We start from the raw sequence: 15740 nt of genomic DNA on the forward strand, positions 1-15740 counted from the left end.
ATGTTTACCATCGAACAACTGCAAGCTTTCATTGCTACATCAGAAACCGGATCATTTTCAGGCGCGGCAAGAAAACTGGGGCGAGCTCAATCCGTAGTCAGCCAACACATCATAAATATGGAGGTCGACTGTGGTGTTGATCTATTTGATCGCTCTGGTCGATATCCGAAATTAACCGAGAGTGGTCTCGCGCTCATACCTTATGCACAAGCGGCAATCAGCCAACTAGACCGATTGAACAACAGAGCATCACAGCTTTTTTCAACACCAACTAATAAATTGGTTTTAGCCATTGATGAAGGGATTCCTCTGACTCGCTTGCCCGACGTGCTAAAAAATTTAGAGCAACGCTTTCCACACTTGCAAGTTGAATGCTTAACAGCTTCAAGTCCGGATATCATTGAATTGGTCAAATCGGAGCGCGCCACTACTGGGATTATTTTGAGTGACTTACAAATGCCAAGACATATCGATTTCACTAATCTTGGTAACATTGCGTTCGATGTCTATGTCTCTTCAACACACGCTCTGGCACAGCAACGCGTCACTCACATTGATCAACTCAAACAACATCGTCAACTGGTCATACGCTCCAAAAACGCAGAGCCATGTGGTCTCAATCAAGCATTCAGCCCGGATATCTGGTACGCTGATAACTACTATATTTTGTTGGAATTAGCGAATAAAGGGTTTGGTTGGTGCTTTCTTCCGGAGCATTTAGTCGCGTATTCACCGAACACACTGACAAGAGTTGGGGATGATTTCACAAAGCTGGCTTGGCAAGTCAATGTTGACCTTATTCAACATCAGAAATGGCATTCAGATCCCCTCCATCAACAAGCCAAAGCAGAGCTGCTCAATCTATTCGAGCAGACATAAATAAGTAAGTAGGAAGACCCAAATGGCAAATACATTGATCGTAGGTGCAGGCTGGCTCGGAACTCCGCTAGCAGAAACTTTGATGAAAGACGGACACCACGTTGTCGTTACTCGTCGTAACCAAGCTCGGTTAAACGAGTTACCCGCTTCATTAACTCACTCCGCATTATTCGATTTTAATCAACTTAACGCGGCGAAACGGCTAGATGAGTTGCTTAAGCAACATCAAATTACTCACGTTGTCGGTGCTTTTCCCCCTGGTTTTCGCAAAGGACGCGGACAAGAATACGCCCAACAATGGCAAATGCTCGCAAACGCAGCAAAGCAAAACAACGTTGAAAAGCTCGTTATGATTAGCTCTACAACGGTGTATCCCAACCTAGCTTCTGATATGGAAGAAGCAGATGCGTCACTCTCTTTAGCAGCCGACAGCCCTTATTTCTCTGACAATGCACGTATTATGCTGCAAGCCGAGCAGCATGTTATCGACTCTAATATTAGCTTCGTCATTATGCGTTGTAGCGGGCTAATTGGGCCAGACAGGCACCCTTCTCGCTTTGCAATGAGACTAAAACAAGTCAGTCGTAAAGCGCCTGCTAATATGCTTCATCAAGACGATGCGGTATCGGCGGTCAAATTTGCTTTAGATAATTTAAGTAACCAAGTCATTAACGTGACCACACCGCATACCGTCAGCAAGGCGGAGTTCTACCAAGCCGCTATAAATAAGAGCGAAAGTGAGATACCTCTTCCACCAGTCACAGAACAAACAGATAAGCGCATTCTCGCAGACAAACTACTCTCACTTGGCTATCAATTTCATTTCAACTCAACTTTGGACGCGCTATGAAACTCTATCGACACATAGAAACACTTTGGGATTACATGCAACTCAAACATGAGCTGAAACCCGCAGACTGTTTGTTTGTGATGTGCAGTAACGATGTGCGTGTAGCAGAGCATGCAGCAAATCTGTACCACCAAAAGTTAGCGCCTTTGATTGTATTTTCAGGGGGAGAAGGTCGTTTTACCGATGGACTGTTTGAAAAAAGCGAAGCGGAAACTTTTGCCGAAATTGCCAAGATGTCAGGTGTGCCCAGTGAAGCAATTTTGCTCGAAACTGAATCCACCAACAGTGGAGAAAACGTTCGCTTTACTGAGCAGCGATTGAAAGAAGAAGGAAAACATTGCTCATCGTTTATTCTGGTGCAAAAACCATTTATGGAACGCAGAGCTATAGCGACATTTGAAAAACAGTGGCAGTCACCCTACTCCCAGCTCCAGGTAAGCTCTACGGCTCATCCGTTTTTTGAATATATTAATGAAGACATGCCACTAATGATGGTGCTAGAAGCACTAATGGAAGATTTCTCTCGTGTAAAAAGCTATCCAGAGAAAGGATTTCAAACCGAGCAAAACATCCCTCCGCAGGTAGAATTATCTTATCAGTTTTTGCTAGAGAGATTTGGTTTTGACTTAGTCTAAAGCCCTTTCTAGCAGACAACAAAAAGCCACCGATTACGGTGGCTTTTCTGTATTAATACGGATTATTTACCGAGTGCTTCTTTGTAATGCTGACGGCACACGGAGACATATTTGTCGTTACCGCCGATCGCAACTTGATCGCCCTCTTTAATCGCCACGCCATGTTCATCGGTACGAATAACCATATTCGCTTTGCGACCGCAGTGGCAGATCGTTTTGAGCTCAACCAACTTGTCTGCCCAAGATAACAGGTACTTACTGCCTTCAAAAAGTTCGCCTAGAAAATCGGTGCGAAGGCCGTAACACAATACTGGAATATGCAGTTTATCAACAACTTCAGTAAGTTGGTAAACCTGCTCTTTCGACAAGAACTGACACTCATCAACAAGAATACAGTGACGTTTCTCAACCTCATTCAGAGCTGCGATCTCTTGATATAAATTGGTATCCTGACGAAACAAATGTGCGTCAGATTGAAGACCAATACGAGAGCTCACTTTACCGACACCAAAGCGATCATCTAGTGCCGCCGTAAAAATAACTGGCGTCATACCGCGTTCTTGATAGTTGAAAGAGGATTGAAGAAGCGTTGTTGATTTACCCGCATTCATTGCTGAGTAATAGAAATACATCTGAGCCACAGAGCATTACCTAAAGTTAAAGTTTTAATTTATGGAAATGGAAAATAAAAGGGCTGAATTATCAGCCCTTTAAAATTGAAAATTCAATTACTTACGACGCCACGTTGTGCCTTCTGGACCATCTTCCAGAACAATGCCCATTTCGGTTAGCTTGTCACGAGCCATATCTGCATTCGCCCAATCTTTCGCAGCGCGAGAGTCGTTACGCAGCTTGATAAGAGCTTCGATTTCAGCCACTTCATCATCGTTACCTGCATCACCTTTTAGGAAGGCTTCTGGATCTTGGTGAAGAATACCGATCACATCTGCTAGTTCACGCATAAGCGCACCTAGCTCGCTCGCTTTCTCTAGGTTTTCTGTTTTCAGACGGTTAACTTCGCGCGCCATGTCGAACAGAACTGAGTACGCTTCTGGCGTATTGAAGTCATCGTTCATCGCTGCTGTAAAGCGAGATACATACTCTTCACCACCAGCAGGAGCAGCATTTAGATCCAAACCACGTAGAGAAGTGTATAGACGCTCAAGCGAAGCGCGTGCTTGGTTTAGGTTCTCTTCGCTGTAGTTTAACTGGCTACGGTAGTGACCAGACATAAGGAAGTAACGAACCGTTTCTGCATCGTAGTGACCAAGTACGTCACGGATAGTAAAGAAGTTGCCTAGAGACTTAGACATCTTCTCGCGATCTACCATCACCATGCCACTGTGCATCCAAGTATTTACGTACTTAGTGTCGTGCGCACAGCATGATTGCGCGATTTCGTTTTCGTGGTGTGGGAACTGAAGATCAGAGCCGCCACCGTGAATATCAAAGTGATCACCTAGGATTGAAGAGTTCATAGCAGAACATTCAATGTGCCAGCCTGGACGACCAGGGCCCCATGGTGATTCCCACGTAGGTTCACCTGGTTTAGACATCTTCCAAAGAACGAAGTCTAGTGGGCTGCGTTTGGCTGTTTCGACATCAACGCGCGCGCCCGCTTGCAGCTGATCCAAATCTTGTTTAGACAGTTTGCCGTATTCGTCAAACTTGCGAACCTCAAACATTACATCGCCATTATCCGCAACGTAAGCAAAACCGCGTTCAATCAGTTTTTGAACAAGTTCGATGATTTCTGGAATAAACTGGGTTGCACGAGGCTCAATATCAGGACGCTTCATGTTTAATGCGTCGAAGTCTGCGTGCATTTCACCGATCAAGCGCTCGGTTAGTGAGTCACAAGACTCGCCATTTTCAGCCGCACGTTTAATGATCTTATCATCGATGTCTGTGATGTTGCGTACAAACGTTAGATCGTAACCTAGGTAACGAAGGTAACGTGATACCACGTCAAAGGAGACAAAAGTGCGACCGTGACCGATGTGACAGAGATCGTAGATGGTAACTCCACAGACATACATGCCGACTTTGCCAGCTGTAATTGGTTTGAATTCCTCTTTCTGTCTTGTGAGTGTGTTATATATCTTTAACATGATCTCTATCTATGATTGTGAATGAATAAAAGAAGGTCGAGTATATCAACTCCGACCTGGTTAGGTAATAGCAATTAACCGATAAAACGATAATCGGCTAAACTTCAAGCACAAAACGAAGAATTTCCTCTTCCTGAGTTTTTAAAGCACTAGAACTTAGGCTAGAATCTCGGGCTCAACACAACACAGTAAAGGAAAGTAGCATGATCACCCTTCACACTAATTTTGGTGACATCAAGATTCAACTAAACGAAGAGAAAGCGCCAGAGACTAGCGCAAACTTCCTTCAGTACTGCCGCGATGGCTTTTACGACAACACTCTTTTCCACCGTGTTATTGACGGTTTCATGATCCAAGGTGGTGGCATGGAACCTGGTCTACGTGAAAAAGCATCACGTGCACCTATCAAGAACGAAGCAAACAACGGCCTAAGCAACAAAGTGGGTACACTTGCTATGGCGCGTACTATGGAGCCGCATTCAGCAAGCTCTCAGTTCTTTATCAACGTAAACAACAACACATTCCTAGATTTCCGTAGCGAAAGCCTAGATGGTTGGGGTTACTGTGTATTCGGTGAAGTTGTAGAAGGCATGGACATCGTAAATAAGATCAAAGGCGTTAGCACTGGTTCTTACGGCATGCACCAAGACGTACCTCTAGAGGACGTAGTAATCACTGGTACAACAATTGAAGAATAATTCGTAAGAATTATTTCTAAGAGATAAGTTAATGGGGAGGCATCGCTTCCCCTTATTTCTATGACAACATTATTTATTTCCGATCTTCACCTCACCCCATCGCGTCCGGATATTACGGAATGTTTTGTGACGTTCATGCGAACAGAAGCAACGAAAGCCGATGCACTTTATGTATTAGGCGATCTGTTCGAGTTTTGGGTTGGAGACGATGACAAAACTCCTTTTGCCAATCAAATCCGTACAGAGTTCCAGCAACTAACAAAGACTGGCGTTCCTGTTTATTTCATTCAGGGCAATCGCGATTTCCTATTGGGAAAACGCTTCTGTAAAGAGACAGGCATTACATTATTGGATGAAGTTAGCCTCATAGACCTTTATGGTACTAAAGCAGTTATTCTCCACGGTGACACCCTGTGTACTGACGACATTGATTATCAAAAATTCCGTAAGACTGTTCATCAACCTTGGTTGCAATGGCTGTTTAATCACATTCCTTGGTTTATTAAGAAGAAAATTGTCTCAAAAGTTCAATCCGATATTCGTGATGATAAAATGAGCAAGCCTTTAGATATCATGGACGTCAATCAAAATGAAGTCGAGAAAGTGATGTCTCAGAATTGCGTCAACTTAATGATTCATGGTCACACTCATCGCCCGAATACACATTTTTTTGACGTCGATGGCGTTAAAAAGACCCGGATAGTTTTAGGGGATTGGTATACGCAAGGCTCAGTTTTACAAGTAAATTCTGATGGCTTTGACCTACAAACGAGACCATTCATACAGAATTTGCGTTAAGCATGTAGAGCGTGTAGAAGATTCACGCTCAAGTCGTAGATATTTTGTAAAAAATCGCTATTATCATAATACTAAGTTAAACAGAACGAAGTACCTAATTGAAGTATTCTTACGTAGCTCGCCAACCGATTCTGAATAGAGAAAAACGAACCATAGGTTACGAACTCCTTTTTCGAGACGGCCCTAAAAATACCTTCCCTGAAGTAGAACCAGAGCTGGCTACTAGTCGACTGCTATCCGATCATTTTTTGTCGACGCATTACAACACATTAGGAAACAAACTTGGCTTTGTTAACTTTCCGCATCAAAGCTTGGTGAACTTGGTCCCAACTTTGTTCCCTAAAGAATCTCTCGTCATTGAAGTCCTTGAAGACTGCGAACCGACAGAAGAACTGTTAGAAGCCATCAAGCACCTTCATGAGTGCGGATACAAAATTGCTCTGGATGATTTTGTTCCGACGAAAGCTTGGAAGCGTTTTCTTCCATACGTTTCCATGATCAAGTTTGATATTAGACTTGTGCCGATCAAGAAAGCTGCCATTTTTATTCAGGCGTTGAGCCCATTTAAAATCGACTTTCTTGCGGAAAAGGTAGAGACCTATGAAGAGTTTGAGCAAGCTCTAGAAGCCGGTTTTAACTATTTTCAAGGGTATTTTTTTAGCAAACCTGAGATGATCCAGAAAAAACGGTTGAACCCCGCGTTTCTTACCGTCATCCAACTTTGTAAAGAGATTGCTGATAAGCCCATCGACTTCAATGAGGTTGAACGTCTGTTTTCGATTGATGTGACGCTGTCATACAAGCTGCTTACTTACGTAAATTCAGGATATACATTAACGACTAAGATCAAATCGTTCAGACAGGCGCTTATTTATCTGGGTGAAGAGCGACTACGACGCTTTATTTCCTTAGTTGCTATTGCGTCCGTTCAAGAAGATAAACCAGATTCTCTTTACTCCTTGGCGATTCAGCGTGCAAGAATGTGTGAACTGTTACTTAGTCAAATGAACACTAGGTATGACCCTGGGCAGGCTTTTTTGACAGGCATGTTTTCTTTACTCGGATCTTTGCTCGATCAACCGCTCTCGGATGTCATTGAAGATATCCCCGTTGACGAAGATATAAAACTCGCTTTAACCAGTCGAAAAGGCGTACTTGGCCACTTACTTTCAATGACGATCGCCTACGAACAAGCAGACTGGGAATTAGCTGAGCGGTATTGCACCGTTCTTAAATTAACCGAGCCTCAATTAGCAGACGCTTTTAATCAATCTACCGAGTGGGCTCAAGAACTGCTGTCTCAAACGCCCTAAATCGCTATAATGCCTCACCTCCAGCCTCGCAATTGTGAGGGTTGTTTGTTTTTACCGCTTAATTAATCGAGATTTCATTTTATGGCTTCTTCTTGTCCTTGCGGCTCTAACCGCACCTACCAACAGTGTTGTGAAATTTCCCACAATAACCATGCTGACGTTACCACTCCGGAGCAGTTAATGCGCTCTCGTTACAGTGCGCATGTGTTAGGTCTAGTAGATTACGTGGTGAACACGTACCACCCAAGCTGTAATGCAGAAGAACAACGAGAAGGCATTGCCCAATCTATCGACAGCGATTGGTGCAAACTTGAAGTATTAAAAACAGAAGCTGGCAGTAATGACAATGAAGGCTTTGTCGAGTTTAGCGCTTATTTTGATGAAGACGGCAAACGCTACTGTATGACAGAACGTTCTCGCTTCGTAAAAGAAAATGGGCTTTGGTACTACATTGACGGCACATTTCCTGAAGAAGAGCCAGAAGAAGAACCAGAACAGGATCCACGATTGAGCCAGCCAGTGAGTAGCCTAAAGCTAGGTCGTAACGATCCGTGTATCTGCGGAAGCGGTAAGAAGTTTAAGAAGTGTTGTGGGTAAAGGCATCCACGCCTAGCTTATTGAGTTCGCTTTAATGAGATTCCTGACCTCACCTAAGCTCGTCGGAATAACGTGAATATGTACTTTCGTTTGAAATAGATAACGCGACTTCAAATACCGTTAGAAAATATATCGTCATTCTGAACAGCGAAGAACAAGCGTGATTCAGAATATAATCACCGTAGGCTCTGCTTTCAGATTTCCCCACCGAATCAACAATATTACATTAAAAAAAAGCCCCTAGACTCACGGGAATAGAGGCTTTCATTTATCTATGACAGGCTTATTTATGACGCTCTTTCAACTTGTTCACTACGTCATTCATCGATAAGCCTTGGTCTTGAAGCAATACCATTAAGTGGTAAATCAAGTCTGCTGATTCACACACTAACTCCGCCTTATCGCCCGACGTCGCCGCAAGCGCGACTTCAACGCCTTCTTCGCCCACTTTTTGCGAAATACGCTTGGTGCCACGGGCATAAAGACTGGCAGTATAAGAGGAATCTGGGTCGGCACTCTTGCGGGCAGCCAATAGCTGCTCAAGTTGATGAAGCCACACCATTTGTGACTCCTCTTGAGGGTCCACATCCCAGCAAGTTGTGTTACCCAAGTGACACGTAGGACCAATGGGATTCACTTTCACCAGTAGCGTATCGTTGTCGCAATCGAGCTGCATGTTCACCAATTGCAATACGTTGCCAGAAGTCTCCCCCTTCGTCCAAAGATGCTGCTTGGTACGAGAGAAAAACGTCACTTGACCTGTTTCGCCCGTTTTTGCCAACGCATCTTGGTTCATGTACCCCATCATCAGCACTTGGCTTGATTGAAAATCTTGTACGATGGCAGGTACCAGACCATCCACCTTTTCCCAGTTGATTCGCTCAGCTAGCGAACTTACTTCGGCGGCTTTCACACTCATAGTCGAACCTCAATGCCTTGTTGTTTCAAATACTGCTTTAATTCACCAATATTGATGACTTGCTTGTGGAATACCGATGCGGCAAGCGCGCCATCCACATTTGCTTTTTGGTAGGCTTCTGCGAAATGCTCCATAGCACCCGCGCCACCCGATGCAATCAGCGGTACATTACATACTTCGCGCACCATATTCAGTTGTTCGATGTCGTAGCCGTTACGCACACCGTCTTGGTTCATCATGTTCAGTACGATTTCACCAGCGCCGCGTTTTTGTACTTCTTGCACCCAATCACGCGTTTCCCATTGGGTCGCTTTGGTGCGTTCTTCATCACCAGTAAACTGGTAAACCTGATACTTGCCCGTCTCTTTGTCGTAGTATGAATCGATACCAACGACGATACATTGCACACCAAACTTATCAGCAAGGTCAGTAATCAACTGAGGGTTCGCCAAGGCAGGAGAGTTAATAGATACCTTATCTGCACCAAACTCAAGAATGCGCGCCGCGTCCTCTGCTGATTTAATGCCACCAGCCACACAGAACGGAATATCAATCACTTCTGCAACGCGAGCGACCCAACTTTTATCAACGACACGCCCATCACTTGAAGCGGTAATATCGTAGAACACAAGCTCGTCAGCGCCTTCTTCAGCATAACGCTGCGCCAGAGGAACGATGTCGCCAATGATTTCGTGGTTGCGGAACTGAACGCCCTTCACCACTTGTCCATCACGAACATCAAGACATGGAATTATTCGCTTTGCCAGCATGCAAACGCCTCCTCTGCTGTGAACTTACCATCTAACAATGCACGACCAACAATCACACCAGCAACACCGCTGCCTTTTAGCGCTTCGATATCCGCTAATGAGCCGATGCCACCTGAAGATTGGAACTGCACTTGTGGGTACTGTTTACATAGGTCGACATAAAGCTCTACGTTTGAGCCTTCTAGCGTACCGTCACGAGAAATATCCGTACAAAGCACGTGCTGCAAACCTACCGTCAGGTAATCGTTGATCAGAGCTTCGATGGTCACGCCTGAATCTTCTTGCCAACCAGAGATCGCCACTTTACGCGTGCCGTCTTGATCGATGTTGATGTCTAGCGCGAGAACGATTTTCTCTGCGCCGTATTTTTCCATCCAACCTTTCACAAGCTCTGGCTGTTTTACTGCTGTAGAACCAACAACAACACGCTGCGCACCGGCTTCTAACAGATCAATTACGTCTTGCTCTGTACGCACACCACCACCGATTTGGATGTTCGCTGGCGTGCTTGCTAGTAGCTTTGCAATCAAGTCAAGCTGGCGCGCTGTTGTATCTTTCGCACCAGTTAAATCCACTAAGTGCAACCAGTTTGCACCAGCTTGGTGGTACAAGTTGAACTGCTCTGCTGGGTCGACTTTGTACTCGGTTACTTGGCCGTAATCACCTTGATAAAGGCGAACCACCTGTCCTTCAATTAAATCAAGAGCTGGAATAATCACACTAAATCCCTTTTATAATTCTAAGAAGTTTTGAATAAGCTTCGCACCCGCTTTTGAAGAACGCTCTGGGTGGAATTGCACACCATAATAGTTACCGCTTTGAACCGCAGCAGTGAATGGATTTCCGTAATCACATTCAGCAATGGTGTAGTCTCCAACTGGCATCGCAAAGCTGTGCACAAAATAGAAGTACTCACCCTCTTCAATGCCTTTGAACAACGGATTGCCTGCTTTTGCAGAAACGGTATTCCAACCCATATGCGGCAGCGGTAAGTCGCCAGTTTGTAGCAGCTTCACTTCGCCATCACAAAGTCCGAGACATTCAACTAACTCGTCGGCTTTCTGGCCTTTTTCTTGAGACACTTTGCCCAACAGCTGCATGCCTAAACAGATACCTAATAGCGGCTTTTCTACCTGTTTTACCAAGCTGATAAGGTCACGCTCTTCTAGGTTTTTCATCGCTTCGCTGGCGGTTCCCACTCCCGGTAGGAATAACTTATCTGCCGACAATACAACTTGCGGATCTTTTGAAATCGTTACGTCATAGCCTAGGCGTTCAATGGCGAACTTCACCGAAGAAACGTTGGCACAGCCAGTATCGATAATGACAACTTTCTGTTCTGTCACTGTTTTTCTCCTTGCTAACGTTAGCCTTAAAGTACGCCTTTACTACTTGGTAGCTCAGTGCCTTCTACTTTGATTGCTTGGCGCAGAGTACGACCAAACGCTTTAAATAGGCTCTCAATGATGTGGTGATCATTGTTGCCCGCAGAAGAAAGGTGCAGTGTACACGCTAGGGTGTCAGTTAAAGAACGGAAGAAGTGAACCACCATCTCTGTTGAAAGGTCCCCCACTTGCTCACGACTAAACTGCGCGTCGAACTTAAGGTAAGGACGACCAGATAGATCTAGTGCACATTGTGCCAAGCACTCATCCATTGGCAGGCTAAAGCCAAAGCGACCAATACCACGTTTGTTACCCAGTGCTTCTTTCAATGCTTGACCCAACGCAAGAGCGGTATCTTCGACCGTGTGGTGATCATCAATGTGTAGATCACCTTCTACTTTGCACACCATCTGGAATCCACCGTGCGTCGCAATTTGATCCAACATGTGGTCGAAGAAACCAAGACCCGTTGAGATATCGTTACCGCCTTGCTCATCAAGATTAACCGCAACTTTGATGTCCGTTTCTTTCGTGGTACGAATAACTTCAGCAACACGAGCTTTCACCGTCAGATCTTTCAGGATCTGTTTCCAACCCATGGTTTCTGGGTTGTATTGAATACCACGAATTGCCATGTTTTCTGCAAGTTGAAGATCGGTTTGACGATCGCCAATCACAACAGAGTTTTGGAAATCAACTTTGCCACCTTGAAGGTACTCTTTCACCATGCCTAGCTTAGGCTTACGGCAAGAGCAGTTATCTTCTTCAAAGTGAGGACAAATCAACACGTCATCGAACTTCACACCTTGAGACTCGAAGATCTCCATCATCATGTTGTGCGGTGCATCAAAATCAGCTTGTGGGTAGCTGTCAGTACCCAAACCATCTTGGTTAGTGACCATCACTAGACGGTATCCAGCATCCTGCAACGACAACAGGCTTGGGATAACAAATGGCTCTAGTTTTAACTTATCCAAGCGGTCAACTTGGAAATCAATCGGTGGCTCAACAATCAGCGTGCCATCTCGGTCGATAAATAGGATTTTTTGTTGCTTGCTCACTCGAACTTCCTTATTACTAATCTTGTTTCGTTCTCGGCATAAACCGAGAACGTTGAGAATTCTATTTATGAATAGTAGTTTCTAATGAAACCCAGTGTCTTTTCACACTCGTCGCGGTTACCAACACTGATACGCACGCAGTTCTCAATTGGCGAGTTACGCAGGATAATGCCCGTATCCCAAGCGGCTTTGAAAAGAGCATCGCCATCTGGGAATTTCACCAATAAGTAGTTACCCCACCCTTCAAAAACCTCCAGACCCGGAATCATCGACAAACCAACTTGTAAGTAAGCTCGGTTTGCGTTCAAGTCGAGAACTTGGAACTTCGCTCGCGCTAGGCCTGCTTCAGAGAGCGCTTGAGTAGCAATTTCAGCAACTGGAACCGGTACTGGATATGGTGCGATCACTTTAAGAAGGACGTTAATCAGTTCTTCGTTTGCTAGCGTAAATCCACAACGAAGACCAGCAAGCGCGAAAGCTTTCGACAGAGTACGCAGAATCGCTAGATTTGGATATTCTGCCAATAAATCTACTGTTGACGCTTCTGGACAAAAATCGATGTACGCTTCGTCCATGACCACGATTGCGCGGTCTTTTGTCATCTCAAGCAGAGAGACAATATCGTCACGCTTAACTAAGTTACCCGTTGGGTTGTTTGGCGAGCATACGAAAACCAGTTTCACGTTATCTAGATTCGCTTCGATACCTGCGAGGTCTAGTTGCCAATCTGACGTTAGCGGCACCGTTTTGCGCTCTACACCGATGGTTTCTGCACTGATGGCGTACATACCGTAAGTCGGTGGGCAGTATAAAATCGTGTCTTCACCCGGTTCACAAAAAGCACGAATCAATAACTCAATACCTTCGTCTGCGCCGCGAGAAGTCATCGTTTGTTCTGGCTTCACTCCAGCATACGCGGCGTAAGCAGAAATCAGTTCTTTCGGCTGGCATTCGCTGTAACGATTAAGACGAACAAAGTCTGTTTTGTATTCATTGTTGAATGGCGATTCGTTGGCGTTCAGCCATACGTCACCTGTTCCACCAATTCGGCGAGCCGAAAGATAAGGTGTTAGTTGTTGGACTTGTTTACGCGCTAGCTTTTCCATCTCTTTACTCTCTTATTCTTACTTACTTGCTAATTTTTCTACACGGATAGTAACAGCACGTTTGTGGGCGTCCAGACCTTCTGCTTCAGCCATGGTGACAACCGTTGGCGCAAGATTTTTAAGGCCGTCAGCTGAAAGCTCTTGAACCGTCATTCGTTTAGAAAAATCAGCCAAACCTAAGCTTGAATATGTCCGTGTGTAACCGTAAGTAGGAAGAACGTGGTTAGTGCCCGATGCGTAATCACCTGCAGATTCAGGCGACCAATCCCCAAGGAAGATCGAACCTGCGTTGTCTAATAGAGGCAGAAGCTCGCGTGGGTTCTTAGTCTGAACAATTAAGTGCTCAGGACCATAATAATTAGAAATAGAGATCGCTTGGGTGATCGATTCAGCAATAATGATTAAACTCGATGCGAGCGCTTTTTCTGCAATCTCTGAACGAGACAACTCTTTCAATTGACGACGAACGGCATCTGTCACCTGATCTGCAATAATGGCTGATGGAGTCACAAGTACAACTTGAGAGTCAGGTCCATGCTCTGCCTGACTTAGAAGGTCCGCCGCAATAAAATCTGGGTCCGCTGTTTCATCCGCAATCACAAGAACTTCCGAAGGACCCGCTGGCATATCAATCGCTGCGCCACGGAAATCATTGCTCACCTGACGCTTTGCTTCCGTCACGTAAGCGTTACCCGGGCCAAAAATCTTATCAACTTTTGATACGGTCTCTGTACCATATGCCATTGCAGCAACAGCTTGACCACCACCGACGTTGTACACTTCATCAATGCCACACAATTTTGCTACGTAAAGGATCTCGTCAGCGATTGGAGGCGGAGAGCAAAGCACAACTTTACGACAGCCAGCAATTTTCGCAGGCACGCCCAGCATCAAAACCGTCGATGGCAATGGCGCGCTACCACCAGGAATGTACAAACCCACTTTTTGAATTGGACGTGTTACCTGTTCACAAAGCACACCCGGTTGAGTTTCGACTTTAATTGGCTGTGGCTTTTGCGCTTTGTGGAATTTAGAAATATTGGCATAAGCTTGCTCTAATGCGTTTTTCATTGATTCAGACAAGCGCTCTGAAGCGGCTTTAATTTCCTGAGAAGAAACACGAATGGACTCAGGTTTAACGCGATCAAACTTTTCTGTCAGCTCGTTGAGAGCAGAGTCGCCTTCATTTCTAACTTTAGCGATAACCTCAGACACTGCTGCAGTGATATTTGCACCTTCTGCAATAGCAGGACGTTCTAAGATCGAATCTTGCTGCTCTTCACTTAAAGATTGCCAAACGACTGTTCTCATGATGTTTACTCCATCATTTTTTCAATTGGTAGCACTAGGATTGAGCTAGCACCTAACTCTTTTAGCTGTTCCATGGTTTCCCAGAACAGGTTTTCAGAACTCACTAAGTGAACAGCCATTTTCTGCTTATCTGCAGAAAGAGGAAGAACCGTAGGATCCTCAGCACCAGGAAGTAGTGCTTTGATTTGATCGAGCTTTTCAGCTGGCGCGTGAAGCATGATGTACTTAGACTCTTTCGCTTGTTGTACGCCTTGCATGCGAGTCAGTAGTTTTTCAATCAGTGCTGTTTTGTCTGCATCAAACTCACCGATACGTTGAATCAGCGTCGCTTTAGATTTAAAGATCACTTCCGCTTCTTTTAAGCCATTCGCTTCTAACGTTGCGCCAGTCGATACCAAATCAGCAATAGCGTCAGCTAGACCTGCGCGAGGTGCAACTTCTACAGAGCCAGTTAGCATACATGTGGAGAATGGAACGCCTGCTTCATCCATGTAAGCTTTTAGGAGTTGAGGGTAAGTTGTGGCAATACGCTTACCAGCTAAGTCTTGTGGACCGTTGTACTCTTCATCCTTGTCGATAGCGATAGACAAGCGACAACCGCCAAAATCCAGTCGACGAAGTTGAACAAACTCACATGGCTCACCCAAAGCTTTGCGATCAAGACGAACTTCTTCTAGTTCGTTTTCTCCGATGAAACCAAGGTCAACCACGCCATCCATGATCAAGCCAGGGATGTCATCGTCACGAACCAAAAGCAAATCAATTGGCATGTTCTCCGAGTGAACCACTAAACGCTCACCCATTACATTAAATTTTACGCCGCACTGTTTTAGCAGAGCTTGGCTCTCTTTGCTAAGGCGACCTTTTTTCTGAATTGCGATTCTTAAGCGTTGTGTTTGCATTGCTTTTTCCCTGTGCAAGATTTTGATATCTAAGTAATTTTTGAATTAATAAAACTAAAAAACCCTCGAGAGATTGGAGTCTCCCGAGGGTTTAAAATCTGCTTTTACTTTGATTTCACCTCCGGGAGTTTCCTGCCTCCCGGGTATGCGTGCATCGCCCGAAAGACTAGATTGGGTGATGATGGTGATGAATGTTCATTACAAAATTACGCATACTTATTTAAGGCTCTATTGAGTTGCTTCGTTAGTAACCACACTAACCAAGGATTCTATATTTTTCAATACTGAATTTAGCATTTTCTAACTATTTTTTATAATCACTTGATTTTAAAGGATTTAAATTTAATTTCAGTTGAGTATATGGGTAGAAATTAGGTTTCTATTCAACCCTATTCTTAAAGAAAA

At 44.7% G+C, this 15740-nt stretch carries 17 protein-coding genes and 1 other annotated feature; of the genes, 7 read left to right on the forward strand and 10 right to left on the reverse strand.

The features are described 5' to 3' along the window. From ACWPOD_RS10525 to ACWPOD_RS10535, 3 genes are read left to right on the forward strand one after another with little or no spacing between them, the layout of a single operon-like run. Positions 1-879 (forward strand): LysR family transcriptional regulator, encoded by an 879-nt coding sequence (locus ACWPOD_RS10525; protein WP_170902173.1) that lies wholly within the window; start codon positions 1-3, stop codon positions 877-879. A gap of 22 nt (positions 880-901) precedes the next feature. Next, entirely contained in the window at positions 902-1729 is an 828-nt protein-coding gene (locus ACWPOD_RS10530; protein WP_161445668.1) for an NAD-dependent epimerase/dehydratase family protein, read from the forward strand. Beyond that, positions 1726-2364, forward strand: a complete 639-nt coding sequence (locus tag ACWPOD_RS10535) for a YdcF family protein (protein ID WP_456231877.1) — start codon at positions 1726-1728, stop codon at positions 2362-2364. The genes ACWPOD_RS10530 and ACWPOD_RS10535 overlap by 4 nt, the downstream gene beginning before the upstream one ends. Positions 2365-2426: 62 nt before the next feature. Here the strand turns inward: ACWPOD_RS10535 and ACWPOD_RS10540 are convergent, their stop codons facing one another. Both ACWPOD_RS10540 and cysS read right to left on the reverse strand, forming a co-directional pair. Further along, positions 2427-3005, reverse strand: a complete 579-nt coding sequence (locus ACWPOD_RS10540) for a thymidine kinase (RefSeq protein ID WP_005378154.1) — start codon at positions 3003-3005, stop codon at positions 2427-2429. 87 nt (positions 3006-3092) lie between these two features. Continuing rightward, entirely contained in the window at positions 3093-4475 is a 1383-nt protein-coding gene (cysS, locus tag ACWPOD_RS10545; protein ID WP_005390902.1) for a cysteine--tRNA ligase, read from the reverse strand. A 203-nt stretch (positions 4476-4678) separates the two neighbouring features. Here cysS and ACWPOD_RS10550 point away from each other — a divergent pair, with 203 nt between their 5' ends. The 4 genes from ACWPOD_RS10550 to ACWPOD_RS10565 all read left to right on the forward strand — a co-directional run bounded on the left by ACWPOD_RS10550 (position 4679) and on the right by ACWPOD_RS10565 (position 7881). Beyond that, positions 4679-5173 (forward strand): peptidylprolyl isomerase, encoded by a 495-nt coding sequence (locus ACWPOD_RS10550; protein ID WP_005390900.1) that lies wholly within the window; start codon positions 4679-4681, stop codon positions 5171-5173. Between the two features lie 60 nt (positions 5174-5233). Next, positions 5234-5971 (forward strand): UDP-2,3-diacylglucosamine diphosphatase, encoded by a 738-nt coding sequence (gene lpxH / locus ACWPOD_RS10555; RefSeq protein ID WP_006743038.1) that lies wholly within the window; start codon positions 5234-5236, stop codon positions 5969-5971. Positions 5972-6069: 98 nt separating this feature from the next. Beyond that, positions 6070-7284 (forward strand): EAL and HDOD domain-containing protein, encoded by a 1215-nt coding sequence (locus tag ACWPOD_RS10560; RefSeq protein WP_456231878.1) that lies wholly within the window; start codon positions 6070-6072, stop codon positions 7282-7284. Positions 7285-7365: 81 nt separating this feature from the next. Continuing rightward, a complete protein-coding gene (locus ACWPOD_RS10565) occupies positions 7366-7881 on the forward strand; it encodes a YchJ family protein (protein ID WP_301571428.1) in 516 nt (171 codons plus the stop codon). Between the two features lie 283 nt (positions 7882-8164). Here ACWPOD_RS10565 and hisIE read toward each other — a convergent pair whose 3' ends face one another. The 8 genes from hisIE to hisG all read right to left on the reverse strand — a co-directional run bounded on the left by hisIE (position 8165) and on the right by hisG (position 15335). After that, positions 8165-8800, reverse strand: a complete 636-nt coding sequence (hisIE, locus tag ACWPOD_RS10570) for a bifunctional phosphoribosyl-AMP cyclohydrolase/phosphoribosyl-ATP diphosphatase HisIE (protein ID WP_456231879.1) — start codon at positions 8798-8800, stop codon at positions 8165-8167. Continuing rightward, positions 8797-9570: an imidazole glycerol phosphate synthase subunit HisF gene (hisF, locus tag ACWPOD_RS10575; RefSeq protein WP_004749837.1), complete on the reverse strand. Its 774-nt coding sequence runs from the start codon at positions 9568-9570 to the stop codon at positions 8797-8799. Before hisF ends, hisIE begins: the two co-directional genes overlap by 4 nt. After that, positions 9552-10289: a 1-(5-phosphoribosyl)-5-[(5-phosphoribosylamino)methylideneamino]imidazole-4-carboxamide isomerase gene (gene hisA, locus ACWPOD_RS10580; protein WP_005390889.1), complete on the reverse strand. Its 738-nt coding sequence runs from the start codon at positions 10287-10289 to the stop codon at positions 9552-9554. Before hisA ends, hisF begins: the two co-directional genes overlap by 19 nt. A 12-nt stretch (positions 10290-10301) precedes the next feature. Further along, on the reverse strand, positions 10302-10916 hold the full coding sequence (gene hisH / locus ACWPOD_RS10585; RefSeq protein ID WP_006743042.1) for an imidazole glycerol phosphate synthase subunit HisH: 615 nt from the start codon (positions 10914-10916) through the stop codon (positions 10302-10304). Between the two features lie 26 nt (positions 10917-10942). Next, positions 10943-12016, reverse strand: a complete 1074-nt coding sequence (gene hisB, locus ACWPOD_RS10590; RefSeq protein WP_456231880.1) for a bifunctional histidinol-phosphatase/imidazoleglycerol-phosphate dehydratase HisB — start codon at positions 12014-12016, stop codon at positions 10943-10945. A gap of 65 nt (positions 12017-12081) precedes the next feature. After that, complete coding sequence (gene hisC / locus ACWPOD_RS10595) at positions 12082-13122, reverse strand: histidinol-phosphate transaminase (protein ID WP_456231881.1); 1041 nt, start codon at positions 13120-13122, stop codon at positions 12082-12084. A gap of 18 nt (positions 13123-13140) precedes the next feature. After that, positions 13141-14433, reverse strand: a complete 1293-nt coding sequence (hisD, locus tag ACWPOD_RS10600; protein WP_005390871.1) for a histidinol dehydrogenase — start codon at positions 14431-14433, stop codon at positions 13141-13143. 5 nt (positions 14434-14438) lie between these two features. Further along, the gene (hisG, locus tag ACWPOD_RS10605) at positions 14439-15335 is read right to left on the reverse strand and encodes an ATP phosphoribosyltransferase (protein WP_005390869.1); all 897 of its coding nucleotides are present in this window, start codon (positions 15333-15335) and stop codon (positions 14439-14441) included. 53 nt (positions 15336-15388) lie between these two features. Beyond that, positions 15389-15526, reverse strand: a sequence feature (His leader region). Between the last annotated feature and the right edge of the window lie 214 nt (positions 15527-15740).

This window comes from Vibrio sp. JZG120 (assembly GCF_053890955.1).